This is a genomic window from Candidatus Pelagibacter sp. PS_31 (genome assembly GCF_059417865.1).
Window position 1 is genome coordinate 42,722 of record NZ_CM182069.1, and the last position, 25,628, is coordinate 68,349.

28 protein-coding genes and 1 tRNA gene are annotated in these 25,628 nt (G+C 28.2%); 13 read left to right on the forward strand and 16 right to left on the reverse strand.

The window, feature by feature from the left end:
* Positions 1-2 precede the first annotated feature (2 nt).
* Together lepA and AC5SLN_RS00200 are read left to right on the forward strand one after the other, a co-directional pair.
* The gene (lepA, locus tag AC5SLN_RS00195; RefSeq protein WP_494593480.1) at positions 3-1,811 is read left to right on the forward strand and encodes a translation elongation factor 4; all 1,809 of its coding nucleotides are present in this window, start codon (positions 3-5) and stop codon (positions 1,809-1,811) included.
* Positions 1,812-2,627, forward strand: coding sequence for a glycosyltransferase family 17 protein (locus AC5SLN_RS00200; protein WP_494593482.1), 816 nt, complete (start codon positions 1,812-1,814; stop codon positions 2,625-2,627).
* Here the strand turns inward: AC5SLN_RS00200 and AC5SLN_RS00205 are convergent.
* Positions 2,624-3,379: an FkbM family methyltransferase gene (locus AC5SLN_RS00205; RefSeq protein WP_494593483.1), complete on the reverse strand. Its 756-nt coding sequence runs from the start codon at positions 3,377-3,379 to the stop codon at positions 2,624-2,626. The two genes, AC5SLN_RS00200 and AC5SLN_RS00205, sit on opposite strands and share 4 nt — an antisense overlap.
* A 67-nt stretch (positions 3,380-3,446) precedes the next feature.
* Between AC5SLN_RS00205 and AC5SLN_RS00210 the strand changes: the two genes are divergently transcribed.
* The 5 genes from AC5SLN_RS00210 to AC5SLN_RS00230 all read left to right on the forward strand — a co-directional run bounded on the left by AC5SLN_RS00210 (position 3,447) and on the right by AC5SLN_RS00230 (position 8,644).
* Positions 3,447-4,295 (forward strand): hypothetical protein, encoded by an 849-nt coding sequence (locus AC5SLN_RS00210; RefSeq protein ID WP_494593485.1) that lies wholly within the window; start codon positions 3,447-3,449, stop codon positions 4,293-4,295.
* Positions 4,292-5,095: a DUF4422 domain-containing protein gene (locus AC5SLN_RS00215; protein ID WP_494593486.1), complete on the forward strand. Its 804-nt coding sequence runs from the start codon at positions 4,292-4,294 to the stop codon at positions 5,093-5,095. The genes AC5SLN_RS00210 and AC5SLN_RS00215 overlap by 4 nt, the downstream gene beginning before the upstream one ends.
* A tRNA-Ser gene (locus AC5SLN_RS00220) sits at positions 5,095-5,184 on the forward strand. Before AC5SLN_RS00215 ends, AC5SLN_RS00220 begins: the two co-directional genes overlap by 1 nt.
* Positions 5,185-5,303: 119 nt before the next feature.
* On the forward strand, positions 5,304-7,361 hold the full coding sequence (locus AC5SLN_RS00225) for a DNA gyrase subunit B (RefSeq protein WP_494591949.1): 2,058 nt from the start codon (positions 5,304-5,306) through the stop codon (positions 7,359-7,361).
* 2 nt (positions 7,362-7,363) lie between these two features.
* A complete protein-coding gene (locus AC5SLN_RS00230) occupies positions 7,364-8,644 on the forward strand; it encodes an ActS/PrrB/RegB family redox-sensitive histidine kinase (protein WP_494593488.1) in 1,281 nt (426 codons plus the stop codon).
* Here the strand turns inward: AC5SLN_RS00230 and AC5SLN_RS00235 are convergent.
* Genes AC5SLN_RS00235 through AC5SLN_RS00245 form a run of 3 tightly spaced genes read right to left on the reverse strand, consistent with a single transcriptional unit; the run spans position 8,641 to position 11,941 of the window.
* Positions 8,641-10,449, reverse strand: a complete 1,809-nt coding sequence (locus tag AC5SLN_RS00235) for a cobaltochelatase CobT-related protein (RefSeq protein ID WP_494593490.1) — start codon at positions 10,447-10,449, stop codon at positions 8,641-8,643. The genes AC5SLN_RS00230 and AC5SLN_RS00235 overlap by 4 nt on opposite strands.
* Positions 10,450-11,424, reverse strand: a complete 975-nt coding sequence (cobS, locus tag AC5SLN_RS00240; protein WP_018413771.1) for a cobaltochelatase subunit CobS — start codon at positions 11,422-11,424, stop codon at positions 10,450-10,452.
* A complete protein-coding gene (locus AC5SLN_RS00245) occupies positions 11,414-11,941 on the reverse strand; it encodes a J domain-containing protein (protein ID WP_006997453.1) in 528 nt (175 codons plus the stop codon). Before AC5SLN_RS00245 ends, cobS begins: the two co-directional genes overlap by 11 nt.
* Positions 11,942-11,966: 25 nt before the next feature.
* Between AC5SLN_RS00245 and AC5SLN_RS00250 the strand changes: the two genes are divergently transcribed.
* Positions 11,967-12,227 (forward strand): BolA/IbaG family iron-sulfur metabolism protein, encoded by a 261-nt coding sequence (locus tag AC5SLN_RS00250; protein WP_271564448.1) that lies wholly within the window; start codon positions 11,967-11,969, stop codon positions 12,225-12,227.
* Here AC5SLN_RS00250 and aroB read toward each other — a convergent pair.
* Positions 12,216-13,322, reverse strand: coding sequence for a 3-dehydroquinate synthase (gene aroB / locus AC5SLN_RS00255; RefSeq protein ID WP_494593491.1), 1,107 nt, complete (start codon positions 13,320-13,322; stop codon positions 12,216-12,218). The two genes, AC5SLN_RS00250 and aroB, sit on opposite strands and share 12 nt — an antisense overlap.
* Positions 13,309-13,821 carry a shikimate kinase gene (locus AC5SLN_RS00260; RefSeq protein WP_494593493.1) on the reverse strand — a complete coding sequence of 171 codons (513 nt, stop codon included), beginning with the start codon at positions 13,819-13,821 and terminating at the stop codon, positions 13,309-13,311. The genes aroB and AC5SLN_RS00260 overlap by 14 nt, the downstream gene beginning before the upstream one ends.
* Before the next feature lie 58 nt (positions 13,822-13,879).
* On the opposite strand from AC5SLN_RS00260, the gene AC5SLN_RS00265 reads away from it, so the two are divergent.
* The 5 genes from AC5SLN_RS00265 to truA are packed head-to-tail and all read left to right on the forward strand — an operon-like array spanning position 13,880 to position 18,002.
* Positions 13,880-14,056 (forward strand): hypothetical protein, encoded by a 177-nt coding sequence (locus AC5SLN_RS00265; RefSeq protein ID WP_006997449.1) that lies wholly within the window; start codon positions 13,880-13,882, stop codon positions 14,054-14,056.
* On the forward strand, positions 14,031-15,791 hold the full coding sequence (locus AC5SLN_RS00270) for a hypothetical protein (RefSeq protein ID WP_494593495.1): 1,761 nt from the start codon (positions 14,031-14,033) through the stop codon (positions 15,789-15,791). Before AC5SLN_RS00265 ends, AC5SLN_RS00270 begins: the two co-directional genes overlap by 26 nt.
* 26 nt (positions 15,792-15,817) lie before the next feature.
* Positions 15,818-16,336, forward strand: a complete 519-nt coding sequence (gene def / locus AC5SLN_RS00275) for a peptide deformylase (protein WP_020169025.1) — start codon at positions 15,818-15,820, stop codon at positions 16,334-16,336.
* Positions 16,337-17,269, forward strand: coding sequence for a methionyl-tRNA formyltransferase (gene fmt, locus AC5SLN_RS00280; RefSeq protein ID WP_494593497.1), 933 nt, complete (start codon positions 16,337-16,339; stop codon positions 17,267-17,269).
* Positions 17,262-18,002 (forward strand): tRNA pseudouridine(38-40) synthase TruA, encoded by a 741-nt coding sequence (gene truA / locus AC5SLN_RS00285; protein ID WP_494593499.1) that lies wholly within the window; start codon positions 17,262-17,264, stop codon positions 18,000-18,002. Before fmt ends, truA begins: the two co-directional genes overlap by 8 nt.
* On the opposite strand, the gene AC5SLN_RS00290 is transcribed toward truA, so the two are convergent.
* The 10 genes from AC5SLN_RS00290 to rpmH form a co-directional block, all read right to left on the reverse strand.
* The gene (locus AC5SLN_RS00290; protein ID WP_006997444.1) at positions 17,992-18,471 is read right to left on the reverse strand and encodes an SET domain-containing protein; all 480 of its coding nucleotides are present in this window, start codon (positions 18,469-18,471) and stop codon (positions 17,992-17,994) included. The genes truA and AC5SLN_RS00290 overlap by 11 nt on opposite strands.
* Positions 18,472-18,502: 31 nt before the next feature.
* Positions 18,503-19,432, reverse strand: coding sequence for a histone deacetylase family protein (locus tag AC5SLN_RS00295; RefSeq protein WP_494593500.1), 930 nt, complete (start codon positions 19,430-19,432; stop codon positions 18,503-18,505).
* Positions 19,433-19,624: 192 nt separating this feature from the next.
* On the reverse strand, positions 19,625-20,779 hold the full coding sequence (gene dapE, locus AC5SLN_RS00300) for a succinyl-diaminopimelate desuccinylase (RefSeq protein ID WP_271564456.1): 1,155 nt from the start codon (positions 20,777-20,779) through the stop codon (positions 19,625-19,627).
* Positions 20,780-21,607, reverse strand: coding sequence for a 2,3,4,5-tetrahydropyridine-2,6-dicarboxylate N-succinyltransferase (gene dapD, locus AC5SLN_RS00305; protein ID WP_006997441.1), 828 nt, complete (start codon positions 21,605-21,607; stop codon positions 20,780-20,782).
* Between the two features lie 29 nt (positions 21,608-21,636).
* Positions 21,637-22,308: a pyrimidine 5'-nucleotidase gene (locus AC5SLN_RS00310; RefSeq protein ID WP_271480464.1), complete on the reverse strand. Its 672-nt coding sequence runs from the start codon at positions 22,306-22,308 to the stop codon at positions 21,637-21,639.
* Positions 22,305-23,171, reverse strand: coding sequence for an acetylglutamate kinase (gene argB / locus AC5SLN_RS00315; protein ID WP_011281731.1), 867 nt, complete (start codon positions 23,169-23,171; stop codon positions 22,305-22,307). Before argB ends, AC5SLN_RS00310 begins: the two co-directional genes overlap by 4 nt.
* A complete protein-coding gene (gene yidC, locus AC5SLN_RS00320; protein WP_494593501.1) occupies positions 23,172-24,848 on the reverse strand; it encodes a membrane protein insertase YidC in 1,677 nt (558 codons plus the stop codon). It abuts the gene before it with no gap.
* The gene (gene yidD / locus AC5SLN_RS00325; protein WP_494593502.1) at positions 24,848-25,099 is read right to left on the reverse strand and encodes a membrane protein insertion efficiency factor YidD; all 252 of its coding nucleotides are present in this window, start codon (positions 25,097-25,099) and stop codon (positions 24,848-24,850) included. The genes yidC and yidD overlap by 1 nt, the downstream gene beginning before the upstream one ends.
* The gene (gene rnpA, locus AC5SLN_RS00330) at positions 25,099-25,443 is read right to left on the reverse strand and encodes a ribonuclease P protein component (RefSeq protein WP_494593503.1); all 345 of its coding nucleotides are present in this window, start codon (positions 25,441-25,443) and stop codon (positions 25,099-25,101) included. The genes yidD and rnpA overlap by 1 nt, the downstream gene beginning before the upstream one ends.
* Positions 25,444-25,453: 10 nt before the next feature.
* On the reverse strand, positions 25,454-25,618 hold the full coding sequence (rpmH, locus tag AC5SLN_RS00335; RefSeq protein ID WP_006997435.1) for a 50S ribosomal protein L34: 165 nt from the start codon (positions 25,616-25,618) through the stop codon (positions 25,454-25,456).
* Positions 25,619-25,628: the final 10 nt, after the last annotated feature.

Consider the following 25,628-nt stretch of genomic DNA (forward strand, 5'->3'; position numbering starts at 1 on the left):
TCATGACAAAAATTGATCATATCAGAAACTTTGCAATCATTGCGCATATTGATCATGGTAAATCAACAATTGCAGATAGGATAATTCATAGTTGTGGTGGTCTAACTGAAAGAGAAATGAAGGCACAAGTTCTAGACTCAATGGATATTGAGAGAGAAAGAGGCATAACTATTAAAGCTCAAACAGTTAAACTTAATTATAAAGCAAAAGATGGTAAAGAGTACATTCTAAACATAATTGATACTCCAGGGCACGTAGATTTTAGCTATGAAGTTAGTAGATCTCTGTATGCATGCGAGGGATCTATTTTAATTGTTGATAGTACCCAAGGAGTAGAGGCTCAAACATTGGCTAATGTTTATCAAGCTTTAGACACAAAGCATGAGATAGTACCTGTACTAAATAAAGTTGATTTACCAGCATCAGACTTAGAAAAAACTAAGAAGCAAATAGAAGAGGTCATAGGTATTGATACTGAAAATGCCATACCTTGCTCTGGAAAAACAGGTGAGGGTATAGAAGATATTCTAGAACAAATTATTGTGTCACTACCAGCTCCAGAAGGAGAAAAAGATGCCGATTTAAAATGCTTATTAGTTGACAGTTGGTATGACACTTATTTAGGGGTGGTTATTTTAGTTAGAGTTATTAATGGAAAAATTTCAAAAAATATGAAGATTAAAATGATGTCTACTGACCAAGAATATATAATTGAAAAAGTAGGTGTGTTTACTCCAAAAGCAACCGATGTTAATGAATTAAATGCAGGAGAAATTGGCTTTATAACAACAGGAATAAAAATTTTATCAGAAACAAAAGTCGGAGATACTATTTGTGATGCAACCAAACCACTTCAAGAAGCACTTCCTGGATTTAAACCAAGTAAGCCAGTTGTATTTTGTGGTTTGTTTCCTGTTGACAGCTCTGAATACCAAAAATTAAAAGATGGTTTAGGCAAACTTCAATTAAATGATGCTAGTTTTTCATATGAGGCAGAATCTTCATCTGCGTTAGGTCTTGGCTTTAGATGTGGTTTTTTAGGTCTCTTGCATTTAGAAATTATAACTGAAAGATTAGAAAGAGAATTTGATATAAATTTATTAACCACAACACCAGGGGTTGTTTATAAAGTTCATATGAACAAGGGGGACATAATAGAGTTACAAAACCCTTCAAGTTTACCAGAACCTACTCTAATCAAATTTATCGAAGAGCCTTGGATTAAAGCAACAATTATTACACCAGATCAATATTTAGGAGCAATCATAAAGGTTTGCCAAGATAAAAGAGGAGTACAAACAAACTTAAGTTATTCAGGTAGTAGAGCAGTTTTAAATTATGAAATTCCTCTAAATGAAGTTGTTTTTGATTTTAATGATAGACTTAAATCAATGACTAGCGGTTATGCAAGTTTTGACTATGAAATTATAGGTCATAGAGAAGGAGATCTAGTAAAATTAGGAATACTTGTTAATGCTGAGCCAGTAGATGCTCTATCAATGATGGTTCATAAAGATTTTGCTCAAACAGTTGGAAGAGAGGTATGTGAAAAATTAAAAGATTTAATTCCACGTCATAACTTTATGATTCCAGTTCAGGCAGCGATTGGAGGAAAGATTATAGCAAGAGAAACTATTAAGGGTTTTAAAAAAGATGTTTTAACAAAAATTCATGGTGGTGGTGCCAGAGATAGAAAAAGAAAACTACTAGATAAGCAGAAAAAAGGAAAAGCTAGAGGTAAACAGTTTGGAAAAGTCGAGATACCACAAGAAGCTTTTATAGGAGTTTTAAAAATTAATAAAGATAGCTAAATGAAGATTTACGATTGCTTTTCATATTGGGATGAAGATTTATTATTAGATCTGAGATTGAATATATTAAATGATTATGTGGACTACTTTGTAATAGTTGAGGGAAATAAAACTTGGCAGAATAATTCTAAAAAATTAAGATTTGATATTGATAAATTTTCAAATTTTAAAAAAAAAATAATATATATTCCAGTTAAAGACATGCCAGATGGAGATGATCCCTATCTCAGAGAAAATTTTCAGAGAAATGCTATTTCAAGAGGCCTTACGTCCACATCTGAGGATGATTTGGTCATTATTTCAGATTTAGATGAGATACCAAATCCAGAAACAATTAAAAAATTTAAAAAAGAGATGAGGTATGCTGTTTTTAAACAAAATCACTATTATTATAAAATAAATTTACAAAGTACCAAAAATCCTCATTGGTATGGTAGCAGGATATGTGTAAAAAAATTCTTAAAATCACCACAATGGTTAAGAAGCTTAAAATTTAAAAAAAGGCCGTTTTGGAGAATTGATAAAATGAGATTGAATAATATTATTGAAAATGGTGGTTGGCATTTTTGTAATTTAAAAAATGCAGAGCAGCTTCTTTATAAGTATAAAAACTTATGTGAAACAAATGATCCATACCATTTTAAAGAAAAGATAGATCAAAAATATTTGCAGATAGATGCAATTCAAAAAAAAATTAATTTAGGAAAAGACATTATAGGAAGAAACGAAGACTATAGAGTAAAGAAAATAGATAAATCATTTCCAAACTTAATATTAGAAAATATAGAAAAATACAAAGATTGGATCTCGTATTAATTAAATTTAATAAACTCTTGTTTTTCTTCTGGAAAACAAACCATATTCTCACTCAAAGAGAAAAAAAAGTATTTTTTTTTATTTAAACAATTTACTAAATCCTTAAATTTTTTATTAGATACATGCAAGTATTCAAAAATTATAATAGGTCTCATTAAGGATGTTTTTAAAAAATCCTCAATTATATCGGCATCATAACCCTCAGCATCTACGAATAATAAGTCAACTATGTTTAGCTTGTGTTTTTTAATTAAATCACTAATTGAAATAGATAGGACTTCCTCCACAACTATATCATTTTTTTTAACACCATGTTTTGTAAGATGATCTTTGTCAAATGACATGATACCTTTAAAGTGTTCACTTTTATATTTTTCTTCTTTTGAATGGTCAATTTTATATAAATGAGAAATTTGATTATTTACTGAAATTGCAACGTTTTCAAATATAATGTTATTATAATTTTTATAATTTTTTAAAAGATCATTGAAACTTTTTTTGATTGGTTCAACTAGTATAGATTTAGTTTTATACTTTTTAATATATGGATTTAAGATATCAAATCTTAAGCCATCATTCGCACCAATCTGAATTAGGCAATTAATTTTTTTGTTATTAAACAAAAAATTTAATACCTTGTTAATTGTTAAATAAGTAGTATTTTCAATAATTCTATTATTTTTAACATAATCTTTATCAATTAATTTATATCCAAAAAAACCAGAAATTTTTTTTAATAATTTATTATTCATTTTGATGGCTTTACTCTATCAAAAATATAATAAGATGATAACTAATAGAAATAATTAATTTACAAGTATGAAATTTAAAACATTTATTAAAATTTATTATTCTCATAGATTAATGAAAGCTAATTTCTTTAAAAGGACTTATATTAATTTGCTACTTCCATTCATTTATTTATTAAATAGATTTTATTATCCAAAAATTAAGGATTTAGATCTTTTTGCTTTAAAACATGAGCATTTATATCTAAAAGATCTAAATTTTCTCTTTCAATTTTTTAATAGCGATAAAGGAGATTTTTATATTAATCAATATCAAAAACCAGCAAAGAAGGAAAAAAAATTAATTGATGGACACGCTTACCATTCCTTCTATGAGAAATTTTTCCAAAAAGAAAAAACAAAGAGTTTAAATATACTTGAGCTAGGATCTTTTAGGGGCAATGCAGCAGCTGCTTTATTTTTTTATTTTAAAAACGCCCATATAAGTTCGGGTGATATTTTTCCTGATTTATTTACCTATAAGTCAAAAAGAATTAAAAACTTTTTTATTGATACAAGTTCAGAGTTACAAATACGAAATAAAATTGTCAATAAAGATGAAGATTTCAATTTTATTATTGAAGATGCGGGCCACTATCTTAAAGATCAAATTATAAGCTTATTCATTTTATTTCGAAAATTAAAACCAGAAGGGGTCTTTATAGTTGAAGAACTTGATTTTCCAGAAATTAGAAACGACATGAATGTAGATAAAGAAAAACCTACACTGAGAGAAATTCTTTATTTAATTAAAGAAAATAAAGAATTTTTTTCTAAGTATATTAATGATGATGATAAAAAATATTTCTTAGACCATTTTAAGGAAATTAATATTTTTAAAGGTAAGTTCAATGAGATTGCTTTTATTAAAAAAAAATGAAATCAAATAATTTAGAAATTTTCTGTGTAACAAATAAGAAAATACCCCATATAGAAAAAACAAACTATCAAATAGCTGGTGTAGGGAAAAGTAATTTTCCAGACAGTTATTTAAAGTGCAACACTAAAGATAATATTTTTTATAAAGAAGAACATTATTCAGAGCTTACTTTTCATTATTGGTACTGGAAGAATTTAATTCAATTCAGCAATAATAATTGGATAGGGTTTTGCCAAAAAAGAAGATTTTGGATCAAATCATCGTCCGTAGAAAAAAAAATAGATATTAACAATATCAACGAGCATTTACTATATAAGCCGGAAAAAGATTGGGATAAATTTGAATCAATTATTTGTGAGCCTATAGATGTCAAGGGTGCTAAAAAAATAAAAATTTTAAAGCGTGGATGGAGGTCGGTTATTAAAAATCCATTAATTTTATTTGATAATACTTATCATAATCTAAAACTACATTTTGATATGCACCATGGTTTTGGAAATTTAGACCTAGCTATAGATTTATTAGATGCTGACGATAAAAATGATTTTAGTACATATGTAAACGCAAATACTAAATTCAACCCTCATATTATGTTTATAGCTAAAGTAGGAATTATCAATAAATGGTTTGGTAAACTATTTCCTTGGTTAGAAAGATGTGAAAAAAAAATTGGATTTAAAAATCTTTCAGGCTACGATACCAAAAGACTGTATGCGTATCTTGCTGAGAGATACTTATCTTTTTGGTTTAAAAAATATACTGTGTATAAAGAGCAGCCTTGGACATTTATTGAAAATTAGGAGAGATGGCTGAGTGGTTTAAAGCGCACGCTTGGAAAGTGTGTGTACTGTAAAAGGTACCCAGGGTTCGAATCCCTGTCTCTCCGCCAGAGTAGAAAAGACATTTAAAATCAAGGTTTATTAAACAATATTGTGTGTATTAATATAATAAATTTCCCTCTTTTTTTTATAAAAATGCTATAATTATTTAAATTTCCAATACAAAAAAATGAAAAACAACTCAACATATCAAGCAGACTCCATCAAAGTTTTAAAAGGTCTTGAAGCTGTTAGAAAAAGGCCTGGAATGTATATTGGTGATACCGATGATGGAACAGGTTTGCATCATATGGTGTATGAGGTTGTTGACAACTCAATAGATGAAGCTTTAGCAGGACACTGTAAAAATATAGATGTTAAAATAAACTCTGACGGAACAATTACAGTTAGAGATGATGGTAGAGGAATACCTGTTGATATGCATAAGGGTGAAAAAATGTCTGCTGCAGAAGTTATTATGACTCAGCTTCATGCTGGAGGAAAATTTGATCATGATTCCTACAAAGTATCGGGTGGTTTACATGGTGTGGGAGTTTCAGTTGTAAATGCATTATCAGAAAAATTAAAATTAGAAATCGATAGAGATGGAAATAGATATTTTATAGAATTTAAAGATGGAGCCTCAAAAGCACCTCTTAAAGTTATAGGAAAATCAAAAGAAACTGGAACACAAATAACTTTTTTACCATCAAAAGAAATATTTTCTTCAATTAAATTTACTCCAAGTATAATTATTAAAAGAATGCGTGAACTTGCATTCTTGAATAAGGGAATAAAAATAACTGTTAACGATTTAAATCAAAAAAAAGAAAAAATAATTGAATTTAAGTTTGATGGAGGAGTTTTAGAATTTGTTGATTTTTTAGACGAAAAAAGAGAAAAACTTGTAAATAAAACCGGTAATGATTTATTTAAGAAGCCTATTTATATTGAAGGAAAAAAAGACAATATTGAAATTGAATGTTCTTTAAAGTGGAATGCAAGTTACGGAGAAGACATCTATCCATATACAAATAACATTTATCAAAAGGATGGTGGTACCCATTTATTAGGATTTAGGAGTGCCCTTACTAGAGTCATTAATAAATATGCTACAGAGCATAATTTATTAAAAAAAAATAAATTAACTATTTCAGGAGACGATATAAAAGAGGGTCTTACTTGTGTAATTTCAGCAAAGATACCTGATCCTAAATTTTCTTCTCAAACAAAAGATAAGCTTGTTTCATCAGAAGTTAGAATGATTGTAGAAAGTATTGTTAGTGAAAAACTTTCAATATGGTTTGATCAAAACCCAACTTTATCTAAGATTATTTTAGCTAAAGTAATGCAGGCAGCTCTAGCAAGAGACGTTGCTAGAAAAGCTAGAGAAAATGTTAGACGTAAAGGTGCTTTAGAATTAAGTGGGTTACCTGGAAAATTAGCAGATTGTCAAATAGGCAAACAAGAAGGAACAGAATTGTTTATTGTTGAGGGAGATTCTGCGGGTGGTTCTGCTAAACAAGGAAGGAATAGGTCAAATCAAGCTGTTTTACCACTTAGAGGTAAAATTCTTAATACCTATGTGGAAGAGATTTTTTTTAAAAAAAATAGCAATAGAGATGGTAGCGAACATAGAACAAAATCTTTATCAAAAATGATGTCATCTAATGAGGTTGTGACTTTAATTAATGCACTTGGCCTTGATCCAAAAGTTGAAGATATTGATTTGAAAGACTTAAGATATGGAAAAATTATCATCATGACTGATGCTGATGTTGATGGTTCTCATATACGAGCGTTGTTACTTACATTCTTTAACAATAAACCATTTAATAAACTAATTGAAAATGGACACGTTTATCTTGCACAGCCACCTTTATTCAAGATCAATAAGGGCACAAAAGGCATTTATATAAAAGATGAAAAAGAGTTAGAAGATTATATTTTAAAGAATAATAAAGAATTACAAAAAATTAAAAAAGGAACAAAAGAATTCACTAAAGCTTATGAAGATGAAAAATCTAGAATGAGCATTCAAAGGTTTAAGGGATTAGGAGAAATGAACCCAGAAGAGCTATGGAATACCACATTGGACCCTGAAACAAGAAATTTATTACAAGTACAATACTCAAAAGATATAAAAAAAGATCAAGATTTAATACACACATTAATGGGTAATGATGTTGCATTAAGAAAAGATTTTATTGTTTCAAATGCAATTAATGTTCAAAATCTAGATATCTAATAATGAAGTTTTTCGAAACTTCTAAATATTTTTCATTAAAAAAATCAACCTATATCAATCTAAGATGGATTGCTATTATTGGCCAACTTATAACAGTTAATATTATTTATTTTGTTTTTGATTTTAGATTTAATCTAATTTTAGAAAATTTGATAATTTTGATTGGAGCGCTAAGTAATCTTTATTTAATCTATATTAATAAAAACACACAACTATCAGATAAAATAGCATTTCTTTTTTTATCTATTGATATTTTACAACTGAGTTGTTTGATTTATTTAACAGGTGGAATTATAAACCCTTTTTCAATTTTTTTGATTATTCCGGCTATATTTTCATCATCTAATTTAGGTTTTAGGAGCAATTTATTGTTAGTTAGCTTCACAGTTTTAGTGATTATTTTTCTTACTTTTTTTAATCAACCTTTGCCCTATCCAATTAAAGAACATTTTCACGTAGACAGCTATTATTACTATTCAATTCCAATCGCATTAATTATTGCTTTAATTTTTTTAAATTATTTTGCTTTAACCTTTGGATCAGAATCTAGAATAAGAAAAGAGGCACTAAATAAAATGGAAGAAATCATGTCAAAAGAACATGAGCTATTATCATTAGGAGGGCAGGCTGCTGCCGCTGCACATTCATTAGGTACACCGTTTTCAACAATGAAGATTATCTCTACTGATTTATTGAAGCGATTTAAAGATAATGAAGATGTTAAAAAAGATATTGAGTTATTATCCAGTCAATTAGAGAGATGTAGTGAAATTTTAAAAAAATTAACATTAAACCCAATAATCGAAGATAATTTTATTGATCGTGATTTAACAATGGCAGAATACGTGAGTGAAATAGTCAAATCATTCCAAGAAACAAGTAAAAAAGATTTTATTGTAAATTATGATCAAAATTCAAATCCACTAAATATAACTAAATCAATAGAAATTGTTTATGGACTAAGAAATTTTATTGGTAATGCAAATAAGTTTTCTGAAAATAAGATTTTTATTAATATAAAAAGTGATAGTGATTTCACAGAAGTTATGATTGAAGATGATGGTGAGGGGTACCCAAAAGATGTTTTGAGTAAAATTGGAGAGCCTTATATTAAATCTTTTAAGTCTTCAATAAAATCTAAATCTGGATTAGGTCTTGGAATTTTTATAGGCAAAACTTTACTTGAAAAAAATTATGCAAATATTTTATGCAGAAATTCCCAAACAAGAAGTGGGGCTGAAGTAAGTATTAAATGGAAAAATGAAGATCTTTTAAAACTTTAATGTAGTTTTTTTTTATTTTCAAATAAGCCACTCAATTGTGAAACCATAACATCTCCAAGTTCATGCACATCTGTTATTTTAATAGCTTTATTGTAATATCTAGAAACATCATGCCCAATACCGATAGCCAAAATTTCAACGTCACTCTTAGTTTCTATAAATTTAACCATTTTTTTTAAATGTTTTTCTAAAAAATCTCCTGAATTAACTGATAAAGTAGAGTCGTCAACTGGGGCACCATCTGAAATAACCATCAGTATTTTCCTTTCTTCTTTTCTTTTTTTAATTCTATTATAGGCCCACGAAATAGCTTCCCCATCAATATTTTCTTTTAATAATCCTTCTTTAAGCATTAAGCCTATATTATTTTTTGCCTGCCTCCACTGTGTGTCTGCACCTTTATAAATTATATGTCTTAAATCATTTAATCTTCCAGGATTTTTTGGCTTATCATTTTTAGTCCAAGCTTCTCTGCTTTTACCACCTTTCCAATTTTTTGTTGTAAAGCCTAAAACCTCTACTTTTACAGAGCATCTTTCTAAGGTTCTAGATAATATATCTGCACAAAGTGCAGCAATTGTTATTGGCCGACCTCTCATGGAACCAGAATTGTCTATTAACAAGGTTACGATTGTGTCCTTAAAATCAAGATCTTTTTCTTTCATAAAAGATAAAGAATTATAAGGATCCATAATTATTCTAGTTAATTTTGAGCTATCTAATAAACCTTCTTCTAAGTCAAACTCCCAAGCTCTATTTTGTTTTGCAAGGAGCTGCCTTTGTAGTTTATTAGCAAGCTTAGTAATTAAATCTTGAAACCCGACAAGTTGTTGGTCTAAATTTTTTCTTAATTTTTGTGTTTCTTTTATATCTTCTAATATTTCAGCTTTTGCAATTTCATCAAATTCTGTGGTGAATACTTTGTAATCTTGATCAATATTATCAATATTTGTTTTTTGTAAAACACTTTCTGCACTCTCTTTTAAAGAATCTGAATCTTCTAATTGCTCTTCCATCTGCTGGTCGCTTAGATCAAAGCCAGCATCTAAACTAGTCTGGCTATCATCTTGATTATTTTCTTCCTCTTTTTCATCAGACTGGCCGTCATTATCGTTCTCTGATTTATTATCTTGCTCATTTTCTTGTTCATCGTTTTCTTCATTATTTTCTTCATTATTTGAAGCAAAGACATCCATATTCTCTAAAATTTCTGAAAATTTTAAACTATAATTATTTTGATCTTCCAAATTTTTACTTAAAAAATCAAAATGTTTATCAATAGATTCGTCAAATTCTTTCTTCCAAAAATCTAACATTTTTGTAGACACATCATTGAGTTCTAATTTAAAGAATTTGTTTAACATATATAATTCAAAAGCTTCATTCACAGGAACATCTTCTTTATTTTTTAATTGTTCTTTACGATTAGAAAGTATTTTTTGGTTATAATTTTCACTTAAATTTTTTCTAACTCCTTTAAGCATTTTGCCGCCAAGAAGCTCATACCTGATTTTTTCGGCAATATTATATAAAGATTTACAAGAAGGATTATTAGGTAGGTTTTTATTAAATATTTCTTTATTTGAAAATTTTTTCTTTAAGGCACCAGAGTCAGTTTCTGCTCTTAGTTTAACAAAATCGTTTTTATTTGATAAATTGGTTACATCAAAAAAATCAGTTTTTTTATTACTTAAATCTTTATCTAATTTTTTAACATCTAATTTATAATCTTCAGAAATTACTTTAGCTGTAGAAATTAATGCTTGTTTAAATTGCTCTTTAAAATTGTTTTCTTTTGAGCTCATTTAGATCTGAATATTAACCATCGACTCTGGTAATTCTTCTCCAAAACATCTCTGATAATATTCAGCTATTGTATTTTTTTCTATATCGTCACACTTATTCAAAAAAGTGACCCTAAAAGCATAACCTGTGTCTTTGAAAATTTCTGCATTTTCAGCCCAATGAAGTACCGTCCTTGGACTCATTACAGTTGATATATCTCCAGCTATAAAGCCCTTTCTAGTTAAAGATGCAACTTTAATCATGTTAGAGACTTTTTCTTTACCTTTTGGATTGTTTAAATTTTTATTTTTAGCAAGAACGATTTCCATTTCTCTATCAAGACTAAGATAGTTTAAAGATGTTACAATATTCCATCTATCCATCTGCCCTTGGTTAATTTGTTGAGTACCATGGTACAATCCTGTTGTATCCCCTAGACCAACTGTATTTGAAGTCGCAAATAATCTAAAAAATTTATTTTGTTTTATAACTTTATTTTTATCTAAAAGAGTGAAATTACCTTCAGCTTCCAACACCCTTTGAATAACAAACATCACGTCTGGTCTTCCTGCATCATACTCATCAAAAACAAGTGCAACAGGGTTTTGAATGGACCAAGGTAAAATACCCTCTTTAAATTCAGTGATTTGTTTTCCATCTTTTACAACAATTGCATCTTTTCCAATAAGATCAATTCTACTTACATGACTGTCTAAATTCACTCTAATACAAGGCCAGTTTAATCTAGCTGCGATTTGTTCAATATGAGTAGACTTTCCTGTACCATGATAGCCTTGAACCAAGACACGTTTATTAAAAGCAAAACCTGATATGATAGCAAGGGTAGTATCTCTATCAAACTTATAATTTTTATCTATTTCGGGAACGTATTCACTTCTTTTAGAGAAAGCGTCAACTTCCATATCTGAGTCAATTCCAAAGCTTTGCTTTAAAGACATTTTAATGTCTGGCTGTATGTTTAAATTAGGTGTCAATTTTTTCCTTATAAGTATTTTTTAGCTGAGTATAAGCCAAAGTAATTAATTTAAGTTTTTCTTCGTATTCTTTATTTCCCAAATTAATATCAGGGTGAAATTTTTTGACAAGAGTTTTGAACTGATCTTGTATTTGTTCCCATTTTTGGCCAACTGAAACACCTAGAATACTAAAAGCTTTAATATCATTAGCATCAAATTTGAATTGATTCATATGGTTATATTCACCTCTAAGTTTGGTTTTATCAAACTCATCTTTTAAAGTATTATTCCATAGAACTTTAAAAAAATTATCTGAAGAGCTAAAGCTCTGAGTAGGTTTATGCCAGGTCATGTCAGACTTTAAAAAATCAAATACTTGCTCATCATCCATTCCTTTAAAATAATTCCAATTTTTATTGAATTCTTTAACATGAGCTAAGCAAAGCAATCTGTAGCGTTTGCTATTATCTTTCTCAATTGGTGCCTTATATTCACCAGTATCAAAGCAATTATTCCAATCACAAATATTTTTCATGCTATATAGTAATAAATTATTATTTATGAATATAAACGAATTAATTAAAATTGTTAAAAATAAACTTGAAGCAAAAATTGTTATACAGGATCTTAAAATCGAAGATAAAAGTTTTTTACATAAAAATCATAAAGGAAATCAAGAAGGAATGTTCCATCTAAAATTAATTATTAAATCTGAAGAACTTAAAAAATTAAATAAAATTGAATCAACCAAGAAAGTCTATAGTGTTTTAGATGTTGAGTTGAAAGAGCATATACATTCTATTCAAATACTACTTAGTTAATTCTTTTTTTAAAAAGAGATTAATAGTTTTTTCATTAAACTGTAATTTGTAAACTGGAGAACCTATTTTTTTAAGCAAAACCAGACTAATTTTTTTTGTATTATTTTTTTTATCTTTTTTCATAAAAGATAAAATTGTATTTAAATTTTTTATTGAAAAGAATTTATTAATATCTCTTGGAAGATTTAGGTCATTTAAGTGACCATCAATTAATTCGAATTCTTTTTTATTTAAAATTTTATTTAATAAACTAAATCTAGCAGCAGTTTTAACACCGAGGACAACTGCTTCACCATGATTTAATTTTGCTGAATAGCGCAGTGTTGCTTCAAAGGCATGAGCAAAGGTATGTCCAAAATTTAGTATTTTTCTTATACCTAATTCTTTCTCGTCAGCTTCAACTACTTTTTTTTTAATCAAGCAGCTTTGATGAATAGCTGTTTGTATAAAGGGACTTTTTAATTGGAGAATTTTTTCTCCATTTTTATTTAAAAAGTAAAAAAATTTTTTTCCATTAATAAGTGAGTGTTTTAAAATTTCACCATAGCCACATACAACTTCTCTTTTTGGTAAAGAGTATAAAAAGTTAGTATCTGATATAACTAGACTAGGTTGATAAAATGAGCCAATTAAGTTTTTACCATATTTGGTATTTACACCTGTTTTGCCTCCGATTGATGAGTCGACCTGTGAAAGTAGTGTAGTTGGTATATTTACAAACTTTAAACCTCGCTTAAAAGTGCTTGCTGCAAAGCCTGATACATCACCAGTAATACCACCACCAATAGAAATTAAACAATCATTTCTATTAAAACTTTTTTTTAAAAGAATTGATGTGATTTCATTGACACTTTTTAGATTTTTATTTTTTTCACTCGCATTAAAATAATGAATTGAAACAGATCCTTTTGGTAAAGATTTTAAAGTATCTTTTACTAAATTTTTTGGAATATTTTTGTCAATTACTAGAAGACATTGATTAAAATCAATAGAATTTTCTTTCAAAAATTTATTTATTTTTTTTAAAATATTATTTCCAATAATAATTGAATATTGTTGACTGTTGGTGTTAATTTTTAATTTAATTAAGCTCATATGTTTTTATTATTGTTTTAACTATTTCACTTTTTGTTAATTTATTACAGTTTATTTTAAAATTAGCTTTTGAATATACTTTCTTTCTTTTATTAATAATGGCTTTAATTTCAAGATCCGTTGAATTTGAGGCTAAGGGTCTTTTTTTACTACCTTTAATTCTTTTAATTAAAATTAAATCATCCCAATCGAGCCAAAAAGAAAAATGATTTTTTAAAATATCTTTTCTTATCTTGTCATTAATAAAACTGCCCCCACCCAAAGAAACAACAACTTTTTTACGTTTTAAAGACTTAATAGTTATTTTTTCTTCTAAATTTCTAAAGTATACCTCTCCATTTACTTTAAATATTTCTGAGATGGTCATACCAGCATGTTCTTCAATTAAATTGTCTATATCAATGAATGGAATATTCAATTTTTTGGAAACCATAGCTCCAATAGAAGATTTGCCTGACCCCATCATACCTAAAAAAACGAGGTTTTTATTTGAATTCATAAGCTTTCTTTATTGAAAAAACACAAATATGTCTTAATTTGAAATTACTAAAGAATATATGCAATTTTCAAAAAACACAAGTAATCGGAGTGGTAAAAGTTTATTAATCAAAATAGTATTTGTGTTAATTATTTTTATTGGAGCCATAGTACTACTTGGTAAAATTGAATTTCCATCTCCAAATAAAGACATTGAAAAAATCATCCCTAATGAAAAACTTAAAATTGTTAAGTAAGAACTATTTTTTAGTTATATTATTTTCTTTATTTTTTGGTTTTGCAACCAACTCACAAGAACCAGTGGATATCTGGGAAGTGGGAGAAAAAAAACCTAAAGAAAACTTAATCTTAGCAGAAGATGAATTGGAAAAAAATATTCCACAGAATAGTATTTATGATATGCAATCCCAAAAAGAAGGGGAATTAAGCATAGAAGAAACGCAAACTTTAATTTCAAAAGAAAAAAAATTAATAGGAATTTATGACCCTGCAGAAAATGGTTTGGATATTAATATGTGGTCCAATTCTAACGGAGATCAAATTTTAAATATCTTTAAAAGAATAGATAAATTGGAACTTTCAAGAGATGCTGCAGAGATTTTGGATGTTTTATTATTAACAAATGCACATTATCCAGAAATGAATATTTCAAAAGAACAGTTTTTAGAAATTAAATCAAAGTGGCTTATTAAACGCTCAAACTTTGACTTGATTGAAAAATATTTATTAAATAATGAGATTATTAATGAGCATCCAAAACTTACCAAACATTTAGTAGATCATTATTTGTCTCAATCAGATGTTAAAAAAGCTTGTGAAATTTTTTCTAAAATTAATGAACCGATACAAGATTTATATTTATCTAAATTCAATATTTATTGCTTAATTAATAATAATAAAAGAGATGAAGCTCAATTGCTTATCGATCTTCAATTAGAATTAGGCATTGCAGATAAGTTTTTTAATAAAAAAATTGATTATTTGATGGAGTATAATACAGAACCAGCAACAGAAGTTTCAGAAAAAACAATTTTAGATTTCCATTTATCTCACAGAACGAATCCAGAATTTAAATTTGAACCAAAAAATACTACATCCAGGCAAATATGGAAATATCTATCAACTTCAAATCTATTAGATGATATCAGTGATATTGAGCTTACAGATATAGAGAAAATTACGAGTATTGAAAAAGCAACACATGAAGGAAATTATGCAGAAAAAGAATTATTTGAACTTTATAAGAGATTTCAATTTAATATTAATCAATTATTAAATATTAAAGAGTCAACAAAAGTACTCTCAAGAGTAGAGACAAGAGCACTAATTTATCAAGGAATTTTAATTACTACTGAAATTGAGAATAAGTTACAGTTAATGAACGCCCTCAAAAATTCTTTCAAGAATGACGGAATTGAAAATGCATTTAATATAGAATTAAAAAATTTTTTAAAAAATATAGAAGAGAACAAGGTGCCTTCAAATTTTACAACGTTTTACCAAAATAATTTAGGTAATGAGGAGACAGAACAAGCAAATATTAAAATAAATAATAAAATTTTACATCAATCAAAATTAATAAATTATTTAAAATTAGAAAAATCTAAAAATGATCCTACAAAAGATATAAATGATTTCTTAAAAAAGATAAAAAAAGATAAAAAATATTTTTTTTCTAAAAAAGATGTAATTTTAGTTGAGACCTTTAAGTCCGATGGTGTCAAGATTTTAGAGAAGTATGATGATTTATACCAAATAAAGGATTCAGAAATACCTTCTGATATTCAAATATTTGTTAACAGTGGTGATATGGCTGCTGCATTGCTTAGAATTGTTGAGGTTATAGGGCAGGACAGCTTAAATGCTATTGATGAAGATACGTTATACTTTATTATAAGCACACTTAATCAGCTAAATGCGGATCCACTAAGAAATAAAATACTCTTTAAAGTTCTTCCTTTAAAAGTTTAAAATTTATACTAAAATAATCAACCATAATGTCAGTTAAACCAATTTTAACAGAACCAAATAAACTATTAAGGCAGATTTCTAAACCAGTTGAAAATGTTGGTGATGAAGAAAGAAGACTTATGGATGATATGTTGGATACTATGTATGCAGCACCGGGAATAGGTCTTGCAGCAATTCAAATAGGGGTACCAAAAAGAATTATAGTAATGGATATAAGTAGAGATGAAGACAAAAAGGAGCCAAGATATTTTGTTAATCCAGTAATCAAAAATAAAAATGATATAACGTCAAAATATGAAGAGGGTTGTTTGTCAGTTCCTGATCAGTTTGCTGAAATAGAAAGACCAAATGAATGTGAAGTTGAATATTTAGATTACAATGGGAAAAAACAATTATTAAAAGCAGATGGATTACTGGCAACTTGTATTCAACATGAAATGGATCACTTAGAAGGAGTTTTATTTATAGACTATTTATCTAAATTAAAAAAATCTATGATAATTAAAAAACTCTCTAAGATTAAGTCGAATAGAATAATCGTTTAAATGACAAGGAAAATTGTCTTCATGGGTACACCATTTTTTGCTGTACCAATTTTAAAATCTTTATATGAAAAAAAGTATATAATATCTGCTGCGTATACACAGCCACCAAAAAAATCTCAAAGAGGTCAAAAAATAAATAAGTCGCCAATACAAATTGTAGCAGAAGATTATAATATAGATTGTAGAACACCAGATACATTAAAAGCAAATAAAGAAGAATATGAATATTTAAAACAACTAGATTTAGATTTAGTAATTGTTGTGGCCTATGGTCAAATAATACCCAAAGAATATTTAAATCTTGCCAAAAAAGGTTTTATAAACATTCACGCCTCCCTTCTGCCAAAGTGGAGAGGTGCTGCACCCATTCAAAGGTCTATTATGAATTTAGAGAAAGAAACGGGAATTAGTATTATGAAAATAGGAGAAAAACTTGATACTGGTCCAGTTGGCAATAGTTATAGAATAAAAATTAAAAATATTGATAATGCAGAAACAATATCAACTAAACTTTCAATTTTAGCTTCAGAAAAAATCATAGAAAATGTAGAAAATATATTTGAAGATAAATTAACATTTAAAGAACAAGATGAGACAAACGCAACCTATGCTTCTAAAATTGAAAAATCAGAGGGTGAAATTAAGTGGAATGATAATGCAGAAAGTATTATTGGAAAAATAAACGGATTATACCCAAGCCCTGGGGCCTTTTTTATTTTCAAAGATGAAAGATACAAAATTTTAAAAGCAGAATTAGGAAATAAAAGCGGTGAGATAGGTGAAGTAATGTCCAGTGATTTAGAAATTAGCTGTGGTAACCAAAAATCTATTAAAATTATTGAAATTCAAAGACAAGGAAAAAAGCCTCAAAATATTAATGAATTTGTTCTTGGTTCTCAAATTATAAAAGGCTCAAGAATAACAAATGTTTAGATATCAAGTCTTAATAGAATATATAGGAACTAATTTTGTTGGTTGGCAAATACAATCTAAAGGAAAATCAATTCAAAAAGAAATACAAGTCAAGTTATCAAAATTTTTAAAAGAAAAAGTGGTTTTGATAGGATCTGGAAGAACAGACGCAGGCGTTCATGCAATAGAGCAGTCAGCTCATTTTGATTGCAAAAAAGAAATTCAAAATTTAGATAAGTTATTAAAATCAATTAATCATTTTATAAATGATAAAGGTATTTCTGTTTTAGCAATTAAAAAAAGAAGTTTAAAATTTCATGCACGACATTCTGCCAAACAAAGAATTTATAAATATATAATTTTTAATAGATTAAGTAAGCCTTCTCTTGAAAAAGAAAGAGGTTGGCACATAATCAAAAAATTAGATATTGAGTTAATGAAAAAAGGGGCAAAAAAACTTTTAGGTACTAAAGATTTTTCTACTTTTAGAGCATCAAGCTGTAATGCAAAAAGTCCAATCAAAACTATGAAATCTGTTAAGATTAAATCAAAAGATAGAAGAATTGAAATACAATTTAAATCAAAATCATTTTTACAACAACAAGTGCGATCAATGGTAGGTAGTTTAAAATACTTAGCTGAAAATAAATGGGATTTAAAAAAATTTGAATTTGTTATTAAATCAAAAAAAAGAATTCTTTGCGCACCACCAGCACCTGCTGAGGGATTATTCTTAGAAAAAGTTATTTACTAGTTTTTTGTCGGCCAATACTAAATTTTTTATTAATTCTCCATCTAGATTCTGCTCTAACAATATAACCACAACAATTTTTTGACTTACATTTGCATGGAAACTGTTTGTAATCTTCATCATAACCAAAACCATAATCGGCTGTAATCTCTTCACCTTTTTTAATATCTTTTATAGCAACCACCCATAACTTTAAACCTGTCCCGTTATAATCGCAATTATTAGAACAAGAGTGATTTATTAAACGTGCTGTGTTCCAAGAAACATCTCCATCCAAGTCATATTTTTTATTCAAATTAAATAAATAGATGGGCTTTGCATTATCAAACTTTTGTGACTCTTCAGTTTGTTTCTTAGTGATAATTTTACCTACATAATCAATAATTCTAGTACCTTTTTTGATATCTTTTGCAGCATACAGGCCACGACCTTTTTTATCGATGTCAGATTTTTTAATTTTGTAAAGTTTCATTGTGAGTTCTTTAATGCGTATTGAGAAATTATCAATTAAATTCTAGTAAAGCTTTTACATGCATCTCAGTGCTTTCTTGAAGTGCTTGTAGATCGTATCCACCTTCTAAAATTGACACTACTTTTCCATTACAATATTGTTTTGATAACTCGAGTGTTCTTTTGGTAATATTATAAAAATCTTTTGACTCTAATTGAAGTTGTGCCAATGGATCATCTTTATGAGCATCAAACCCTGCAGAAAGTAAGATAAATTCAGGTTTAAACTCTTTAATTTTATTAAGTACAAATTCATAAGCATTTAAATATGCTTCAGAAGTTGTTCCTGCTGGCAAAGGAATATTTAATATATTGTTATGTTTTCCTTTTTCATCATTAGTGCCTGAGCCTGGGTAATAAGGGTATTGATGAGTAGAAATATATAGAACTTTTTCATTATCATAAAAAATATCTTGAGTGCCGTTTCCATGATGCACATCAAAATCAATAATTGCTATTTTTTTAAGTTTATATTTATTTATAAGATAATTGGCTCCAACAGCGACATTGTTATAAATGCAAAAACCCATAGCTTTATTTTTCTCTGCATGATGCCCTGGAGGTCTAACGGCACAAAAAGCATTTTTAAAATCTTTATTTTGAACACCATCAATAGCTGTTATGATTGAACCTACGGCATCTGATGTTGCATCCTTACTCCCAGGGGAGACTATTGTATCTCCATCTAAAAAAGATAATCCTTTTTCAGGAAAAGATTTTTCTACAAAATTTATATAATCAGAATTATGAGTTATTTCTAAAAGTGATCGGTCAAATTTTGAAGGTTTTCTCCAAACTAAATCTTTATTATCTAACTTTTTAAAGTTATCGATAACTACTGTAACCCTATCAATTTTCTCTGGATGACCATCTCCTGTATTATGATTTTGATAAGTATCTGAGGTTATTAAACCAGTTTTCATTTAAGATAGATATTCTTGATAAATAGTTTCTCGTTCTATTTTTAGCATTCCTTTAGTTTTTTCTACAAACTCATCAAGTTGTTCTTTATTCTTAAAAAAAAAAACAAACTGTATCTTTAGAGTGATAAATAGCTTTTAATTCATCATCAATATCATTTAGTTCTTTAGGGATATCCGCTTTAATGCAAATCATTAAAAGTAATTTTTAAGAATTTCAGAGTATATCTTTGTTAACTTTTTTAAGTCTGAAATAGATACTGCCTCATCTACTTTGTGCATTGTTTTACCTACTAGACCAAATTCCAAACATGGAGCAATTTTTCTAATAAACCTTGCATCAGAAGTTCCACCTGTTGTAGACAATTGAGGTTTAATTTTTGTAATTTTTTTTATTACATCTTGAATCATGTAAGTTGTTTTATTGGGCTTAGTTAAAAAAGCTTCGCCTGATACACGATATTCTACTTTAAAATTAGATTTATCTTTTTTAGTAATTTTTTTGAATATTTTATTTAATCTATTCTTTAAGCTAGAAGATGTATGTTTATTGTTAAATCTTATGTTAAAGGTAGCTCTGGCAAGTCCTGGAATAACATTATCAGCTGTATTATTGATATTAATTTTTGTTACCTCTAAATTTGTAGGCTGAAAGTCTTTTGTTCCTTTATCAAATTTTATTTCTTTTATTTCATTTAGTATTTTTATTAATGAAGTCGATGGATTTTTAGCACGATGAGGATATGCAACATGACCTTGAGTTCCAATTATACTTAATTCAGCATTGATACTTCCTCTTCTACCAATTTTAATCATTTCACCAAGTTTATTAGGGTTTGTTGGTTCACCAACTAAACAAAAATCTATTTTTTCTTTTTTCTTTTTTAAGTAATCAACTACTTTTTTAGTACCATTAATTGCAACACCCTCTTCATCACCAGTAATTAACAAACTAATTGATCCGTTAATTTTTTTATTATTTGATACAAAGCTATTTACAGCAACAACCCAGCTTGCAATTGCACTTTTCATATCATTAGCACCTCTACCAATAAGATGATTTTTTTTAATAGCTGGACTAAAAGGCTTAATCGTCCAATCTTTTATATTTCCTGGAGGTACTACATCTAAGTGACCAGCAAACATAAAGTTTGGTTGAGAATTACCTAATCTTGCATATAGGTTTTTAACTGGTTTAGAATTTTTATCTTTAAACTCTAAAATCTTACATTTAAATCCAATAGCAGTTAATTTTTTAGCTAAGAATTTCATTACTCCAGCATCAATTGGTGTAATGCTTGGAAATCTTATTAGCTCTTTAGCTAATGTGATTTCATTATAAGTTGGCATTTAGTCTCTTAATAAGTCGTTAATAGAAGTTTTAGATCTAGTTTTTTCATCAACTTGTTTAATAATTACTGCACAATATAAAGCAGGACCTTTACCATCTTTACTAGGAATGCTACCTGGAACTATTACTGAGTATGGTGGAATTTTTCCATAGATTACTTCACCAGTTTCTCGATAAACAATTTTTGTAGATTGACCAATAAATACACCCATAGATAATACAGATCCTTCTCCAACAATTACTCCTTCAACTATTTCTGAACGAGCTCCAATAAAGCAATTGTCTTCGATGATAGTAGGGTTAGCTTGCATTGGCTCTAATACACCTCCAATTCCAGCACCACCTGATATGTGACAGTTCTTTCCTATTTGTGCACAAGACCCTACAGAAGCCCAAGTGTCCACCATAGTTCCTTCATCTACATAAGCTCCAATATTTACAAAGCAAGGCATTAGTACTGCGTTCTTTCCAATAAAAGATCCTTTTCTAACTGGAGAATTTGGAACCATTCTAAAACCAGCTTTTATATGATCTTCCTTAGTCCAATTTGCTGTTTTACCTTTTAATAAATGAGATTTATCATACCAACTACTATACGGGCCGCTTAATGAATCCATATCATGAGTTCTAAAACTTAACATTATTGCTTTTTTAACCCACTGATTAACTACCCACTCATTGCCATTTTTTTCAGCAACTCTTAGCTCACCTTTATCAACAAGTTCAATTGTTTGGTTGATAGCATCTAATATAGATTTATCAGATTGACCATTTATGGAATCTTTATTTTCCCAAGCTGTATTAATAATGCTTTCAAATTCTTTCATAGTTTTATTTTATCTTTAGTAGGTTAGTTTTATTGTGCTTTTAATATATTAATTTCTTGAAGAAAAGAAGGCAAGTTCTTAATCTTATAATCAATATATGGTTTATCGGCATCTTTTTTTGCAAATACTTCATCATTCTCAAGCCAACAAGTTTTCATTCCTAAATTTTTCGCTTGTTCTAAATTATGAGCAATATCTTCGATTAATATTGATTTTGTTGGATCAAGCTCAAATTTTTCTACTATCTTTTTATAAGGTTCAATTTTTGGTTTTGGAATAAAATTAGCATCAACAATATCAAACGCTCCATCAAACAAACCATCTATACCTAGTTGTTTAGTTACATTTTCAACATGAGCGTGAGAACCATTAGTAAAAATATATTTCTTTTCTTTTATTTTAATTAATTCTTCTCTTAATATCTCATCTTTAGGAAGCCAGCTAATATCAATATCATGAACAAATTCCAAAAATTCATGTGGATCAATTTTATCGTGACTCATTAATCCAGATAATGTCGTTCCATATTCATAGAAGTATTTTTTTTGAATTTCTCTTGCTTTAATTAAATCGACATTAAATTTCTTTGAAATAAAAGAAGACATCTTTTTATCAACTTCAGAAAAAACCTTTGTTTGTCCAGAATACAAAGTATTATCTAAGTCGAATAGCCAGTATTTAGTATCAATTAAATTTTTCATTCTCTAATTAAAGTTCCTGAACCTTTATCAGATAATAGTTCAAAAAGGAGTGAGTGATTTTTTCTTCCATCAATTATTACAACTGCCTTAACTCCATTACTTGCAACATCTAGACAATTCTTAATTTTAGGTATCATTCCACCAGAAATTACTTCTTGATCAATTAATTCATTAGCTTTTTTAGAATTAATTTCAGGGATTAGTTTTTTTTCACTGTCTAATACGCCCTCAACATCACTAATAATCATTAATCTTCTAGCTTTTAGTTCAATTGCAATCGATCCTGCAGTAGTATCTGCATTTATATTAAAGGTCTGATTATCTTTATCCAAACCTAAGGGTGCAATGACTGGTACTTTGTTTGCTTTTATTATTTCAGTTAAGAACTCTTTGTTAATCCCAGTGGGCCTTCCCACAAATCCAAGGTCTTTGTTTTCTTGTACGACAGTAATTATATTATTTTCTTTTGAGGTAATTCTTTTTGCTTTGCAATCTAACTCATTTAAAGCTTCAACAATCTCTTTATTAAATTCGATTAATACATCCTCAACTATGTTGATCGTATCTTTATCAGTAACTCTTAGTCCGTTAATAAAATTGCTTTTAATATTAACTTCTAAAAGCTTACTATTAATTCTTTTTCCACCTCCATGAACAATTATAGGATTGAAACCAAGTTTTTTTAAAACGACTACATCTTCAATAAAAACTTTAAATAATTTTGGATCAACTAAAACACTGCCACCACACTTAATGATAATAAATTCATCATTATATTTTTCTAAATATTTTTTTACTTCTTCAACTGTTGGGCCATCTTTGGGTAGGATATTTATTAATTCTTCTTCTCTTAACGATGACATTTATGTTGTTTTGATAGTCATTTTTCTTTGAACAATATATTGTTGTATCATTGTGAAGATGTTGTTGAAGCTCCAGTAGATAACAAGACCTGCAGGAAATGGTGCAAGAATTACAGTTAAAAAAACTGGGAAAAACATAAATATTTTAGCCTGTATAGGATCTGGTGGCGTTGGGTTTAGTTTCTGCTGTATCCACATTGTGATACCCATAATGATAGGCCACGCACCTATTAATAAGAAAGAAGGTGGATCCCAAGGAATTAAACCAAAAACATTGAATAAAGATGTTGGATCTCTATCACTTAAGTCATGTATCCATCCATAAAATGGCATGTGTCTCATTTCAATGGTTACAAATAATACTTTATATAGCGCAAAGAAAACAGGAATCTGAACCAGAATAGGAAGACAACCACTCATTGGATTAACTTTTTCTTTTTTATAAAGAGCCATCATTGCTTGTTGCAATTTCATTTTGTCATCCTTGTGTAACTCTTTTAGACGAGCCATTTCAGGTGCTAATAACTTCATTTTTCCCATAGACTTAAAACTAAAATTGGCAAGAGGAAAGAATGCCAATCTAATGCAAATAGTGACAGCAATAATTGCTAAACCGTAATTACCAAGTAATTTAAAGAAGTAATCTAATACAAAGAACAAAGGTTTTGTGATGAAGTACATAAAGCCCCAATCAATCGCTAGATCAAATTTGTTGATATCTAAATTTTCAGCATAACCATCAATTACATTTACTCTTTTAGCAGCAACTATAATTTGAATTTTTTCTTCAATGGAACTGTTTGCTTTAACCTCAATACCTTTGGTAGATATGTAATTTGCTCTGAATTTATTTTTATAGTCAAAAGTTGTTTTAAACTCTTTACCCTTTGGTGGTATAACTGATGTAACCCAAAATTTATCTGAAATAGCAACAAATCCCTCTTGTGCGATTTGAGTAAATTTTTTATCCTGGATATCGTCGTAATCTTCCTCAATTAATTCATCATCAAGTACAGATAAAAACCCTTCATGCAAAATATAAAAGCCAGATATCTCTGGTATCTCATTTCTAATTATTTGCCCATAGGAGTAAAAATTATAGGATTTATCTGATGAGTTAATTATTTTTTCTTTTACAGTAAATAAAAATTGATCATCTAGACTTATATGTTTCTCAAATGTAATCCCTTGAGTATTACTCCATGTTAGTTTTATAGGATTATTATTGGTTAATCTTTTATTTCCAGTAATTTCCCAGACAGTAGAAGCATCAGGTATATCAATATTTTTGTTAGTACTTACAAAGCCACTTTCAATTAAATAACCATCTTCAACATTTCTTGGATTTAATAAGATAATTTTTTCATTTTTATTAAGTTCAACATTATATTCTTTAAAAGTTAAATCATCTATTGCTGCACCCTTTAAAGAAATTGACCCAACAACACTTCCATTTTCAAATTGAATTCTATCATTTTCTTTTAAAGCATCTGTTCTTGAAAGTTTCGAAAAATTTTCATTTTTATCTAAGCTTGGAGTATCTGTATTATTTTCAATTTTATTTTGTTCAGCTAGATTTTGTTTAATAGTTGCAGGGTCAGGCTGAAAAAAAAGAGAGTATAAAACGATTACTGCTGCTGATAAGGATATTGCTGCAATTACGTTTTTAGTATCCATTATTTCTTAGCCTTTAATTCTTTATTTACTGGATCAAATCCTTCACCACCGCCCAACATCTTAATAGGATGACATGAAAATATTCTTTTAGTACTTTTTGAGATTGCCTTAACAAGTCCATATGTTCTTAAACATTCAATTGTATACTCTGAGCAAGTTGGAAGATATCTACACGAAGGAGTTAAGTAGGGGCTAATAACCATTTTATAAAATTTGATCAGGCCAATTAAAATGTTTGATATAATATTCATTACTTAATCTTTTCTATGTCTTGGAATAAAGTATCTTTTATTATCGTATATTCATTGTTTAGCATAGTTATTTTCGCAATCACAAGGTAAGAATAATTAAAGTTTATAGACACTTTTTTTATAGCTTCGTTCATTATATTTCTTAATCTTCTTTTAATTTTATTTCTCTTTACAGCACTACGGATTAGTTTTTTTTTAGCTACAAAGCTAATATTTAATTTTCTATTATCTTTATCTGCAAGAGGACCAAAAAAGAGAGTGATATATTTATTTGAGATTTTTTTTTTCTTAAGTAAATTTTTAAAATCTTCGTTTTTAGAAAGAGCAACAATTTTGCTTTTCATTTATTTTGAACTATTTACCCTGAGGTTTTTTTTGAGTGGATGACACTGTAAGGTTTTTACGTCCCTTATCACGTCTTCTCTTAATAAGTTTCTTACCACCTTTAGTTGCCATCTTTGATCTGAAGCCATGTTTCTTAAGACGTTTTCCAACTTTGGGCTGATATGTTCTTTTCATAGGATTTATT

Coding starts and splice junctions, on each gene's coding strand:
- AC5SLN_RS00230 (WP_494593488.1), top strand. CDS start 7,364: ATGAAGTTTTTCGAAACTTCTAAATATTTTTCATTAAAAAAATCAACC.
- truA (WP_494593499.1), top strand. CDS start 17,262: ATGTTTAGATATCAAGTCTTAATAGAATATATAGGAACTAATTTTGTT.
- AC5SLN_RS00235 (WP_494593490.1), bottom strand. CDS start 10,449: ATGAGCTCAAAAGAAAACAATTTTAAAGAGCAATTTAAACAAGCATTA.
- AC5SLN_RS00270 (WP_494593495.1), top strand. CDS start 14,031: ATGAAAAACTTAAAATTGTTAAGTAAGAACTATTTTTTAGTTATATTA.
- yidD (WP_494593502.1), bottom strand. CDS start 25,099: ATGAATATTATATCAAACATTTTAATTGGCCTGATCAAATTTTATAAA.
- AC5SLN_RS00265 (WP_006997449.1), top strand. CDS start 13,880: ATGCAATTTTCAAAAAACACAAGTAATCGGAGTGGTAAAAGTTTATTA.
- AC5SLN_RS00200 (WP_494593482.1), top strand. CDS start 1,812: ATGAAGATTTACGATTGCTTTTCATATTGGGATGAAGATTTATTATTA.
- AC5SLN_RS00215 (WP_494593486.1), top strand. CDS start 4,292: ATGAAATCAAATAATTTAGAAATTTTCTGTGTAACAAATAAGAAAATA.
- AC5SLN_RS00250 (WP_271564448.1), top strand. CDS start 11,967: ATGAATATAAACGAATTAATTAAAATTGTTAAAAATAAACTTGAAGCA.
- AC5SLN_RS00225 (WP_494591949.1), top strand. CDS start 5,304: ATGAAAAACAACTCAACATATCAAGCAGACTCCATCAAAGTTTTAAAA.
- rnpA (WP_494593503.1), bottom strand. CDS start 25,443: ATGAAAAGCAAAATTGTTGCTCTTTCTAAAAACGAAGATTTTAAAAAT.
- dapE (WP_271564456.1), bottom strand. CDS start 20,779: ATGCCAACTTATAATGAAATCACATTAGCTAAAGAGCTAATAAGATTT.
- dapD (WP_006997441.1), bottom strand. CDS start 21,607: ATGAAAGAATTTGAAAGCATTATTAATACAGCTTGGGAAAATAAAGAT.
- AC5SLN_RS00205 (WP_494593483.1), bottom strand. CDS start 3,379: ATGAATAATAAATTATTAAAAAAAATTTCTGGTTTTTTTGGATATAAA.
- AC5SLN_RS00210 (WP_494593485.1), top strand. CDS start 3,447: ATGAAATTTAAAACATTTATTAAAATTTATTATTCTCATAGATTAATG.
- yidC (WP_494593501.1), bottom strand. CDS start 24,848: ATGGATACTAAAAACGTAATTGCAGCAATATCCTTATCAGCAGCAGTA.
- AC5SLN_RS00290 (WP_006997444.1), bottom strand. CDS start 18,471: ATGAAACTTTACAAAATTAAAAAATCTGACATCGATAAAAAAGGTCGT.
- lepA (WP_494593480.1), top strand. CDS start 3: ATGACAAAAATTGATCATATCAGAAACTTTGCAATCATTGCGCATATT.
- def (WP_020169025.1), top strand. CDS start 15,818: ATGTCAGTTAAACCAATTTTAACAGAACCAAATAAACTATTAAGGCAG.
- argB (WP_011281731.1), bottom strand. CDS start 23,171: ATGTCATCGTTAAGAGAAGAAGAATTAATAAATATCCTACCCAAAGAT.
- rpmH (WP_006997435.1), bottom strand. CDS start 25,618: ATGAAAAGAACATATCAGCCCAAAGTTGGAAAACGTCTTAAGAAACAT.
- AC5SLN_RS00295 (WP_494593500.1), bottom strand. CDS start 19,432: ATGAAAACTGGTTTAATAACCTCAGATACTTATCAAAATCATAATACA.
- AC5SLN_RS00310 (WP_271480464.1), bottom strand. CDS start 22,308: ATGAAAAATTTAATTGATACTAAATACTGGCTATTCGACTTAGATAAT.
- AC5SLN_RS00245 (WP_006997453.1), bottom strand. CDS start 11,941: ATGAAAAATATTTGTGATTGGAATAATTGCTTTGATACTGGTGAATAT.
- AC5SLN_RS00260 (WP_494593493.1), bottom strand. CDS start 13,821: ATGAATTCAAATAAAAACCTCGTTTTTTTAGGTATGATGGGGTCAGGC.
- fmt (WP_494593497.1), top strand. CDS start 16,337: ATGACAAGGAAAATTGTCTTCATGGGTACACCATTTTTTGCTGTACCA.
- aroB (WP_494593491.1), bottom strand. CDS start 13,322: ATGAGCTTAATTAAATTAAAAATTAACACCAACAGTCAACAATATTCA.